Genomic DNA, 1,562 nt, shown 5'->3' with positions numbered 1-1,562 from the left:
ACTCCAGCACTGCTGAACCCAGGATGATCACGAGACCGCCCACCGGCCCTCTTTTGATCCGCTGCCCGTGGCCCTCATTTCAACCGTCGCCGACACCAGGCCCTGCCGGCTCGGGCGAGGGTCAGGACGACGCGGTCGTACATCCTGCGGATCTCGTTCAGCAAAAGGGGGACTGTGGGCGGATTCTGCTCGGTGTCGGTGCCAAGAAAGGGAGCTGGGTGGTATGCGGCGGATCCTGACGTTGGCGAGGAAAGCCAGGGCCGGCATGTTGACGGTGGTCTGTCGGTATCAGGAGCACCATTTGCAGGCTTCGTGAAGCCGGCCTTCGCAGCCTGAAGGGTCTCCTCGATCATCCAGCGCTGGCCGGAGACGGCGAGGTCGGCCAGTTTGGATCGCGGGCGTGGTGGCACAAAAAGGAGACCATTTCGGGGATGAGGTTTGCGCTGTTTGCTCTTCTTGCGCGGGATACCGTGAGCGTCTGATGAGCAGAGTGCGTCCCAGCCCAGAAGGGTCGGCGAGGCGGACAGTTGCGAAGTCGTTTCGTGCAGTGGCGCCGTCCACGCAGGAGCAGCGTTTCGTGGCGGGTTCAGGCACCCGCGCCCACAGATGGCGTGCCTGGTGGGTGCGGCCCTCGGGTGGCGGCAGCGCTTCGCTCTTCGGGTCGCCATCATGTAGCGGACTTGGTGTTTCTTCAGCCAGGTCCGCGCAGGGACCGGGGACTCCGTATAGCTCGTCGGCCAGAAAGATACTTCGGCGGCCAGGGTGCGATCGATCATCCGGCGGCGCGGGCTCTGGCTTGGTTACCACCTGGCCCGGCTTTCGGGTGCCTGAGCCTCGCGGCAGCGTGCGTGGTGTTCTTCGCTGCTGCCCTCCCAGCGCCGGCCGAGGTACATCTCCCGGTCGATGATCGCGCTCCCGCGCGACGAACCGTACGACCAGTGCACGCTGACCTGCGTATTCTTCACCTGGCCGGTCACGCCGGTGTACTTGCGGGCGCCCCGACGCTCTTTAGCGCCCTTCTTGATGTCGCCGGTCTCGTCCGCGATGAACATCGCATCCTGGGCTTGCAGCGAGTCCACAACGATCACGGGTCGCACTTCCAGTCACGGAGATTCGTCGGGGCACTCGACGGCCACGCCGTGACCGGTTGCACAGGAAAGGTCGGGGCGGCAGGCGACAACGCGTCCATCGAGTCCTTCTTCCGCCTGCTGCAGAAAAACGCACTCGACCGCCGTTCATGGGCCACTCGTCAGGAACTGCAGATCGCGATCGTGACCTGGATCGAGAGGACCTATCACCGTCGCCGCCGACAAGCCTCGCTCCGCCTGCTGTTGCCCAAACGAATGCGAAATTGCCATGATCACACCAGCCCTTTAGACCGCGTGATCGAACCTGCCCCCCAACCTGCAGCAGACCCGAGCCTCGATCGTTCATGAGTCCCCGTCAGCTTGCTGACGGGGACTGTGCGTCTGTGTGGTGAGGGTTTTTCGGGTCGGGGGCAGGGTGAGGGCCCGGTTCTCGTGTCGGGTGGGCGCCGGGTTCCACTTCGCCGGTGTGGTGGT

At 64.5% G+C, this 1,562-nt stretch carries 1 protein-coding gene and 1 pseudogene; one reads left to right on the top strand and one right to left on the bottom strand.

All coding sequences use genetic code 11. The features are described from left to right. Positions 1-800: 800 nt before the first annotated feature. Positions 801-1,052 (bottom strand): transposase, encoded by a 252-nt coding sequence (locus ACWCQK_RS42490; RefSeq protein WP_451164622.1) that lies wholly within the window; start codon positions 1,050-1,052, stop codon positions 801-803. A 21-nt stretch (positions 1,053-1,073) separates the two neighbouring features. Here ACWCQK_RS42490 and ACWCQK_RS42485 point away from each other — a divergent pair. Continuing rightward, positions 1,074-1,436 (top strand): annotated as a pseudogene (locus ACWCQK_RS42485) (hypothetical protein); the annotation flags it as partial. Positions 1,437-1,562 lie beyond the last annotated feature (126 nt).

Source organism: Streptomyces sp. NPDC002306, from assembly GCF_053593435.1.
Note: the sequence above shows the minus strand (reverse complement) of the source record. Positions and strands in the feature narration are given on the sequence as shown.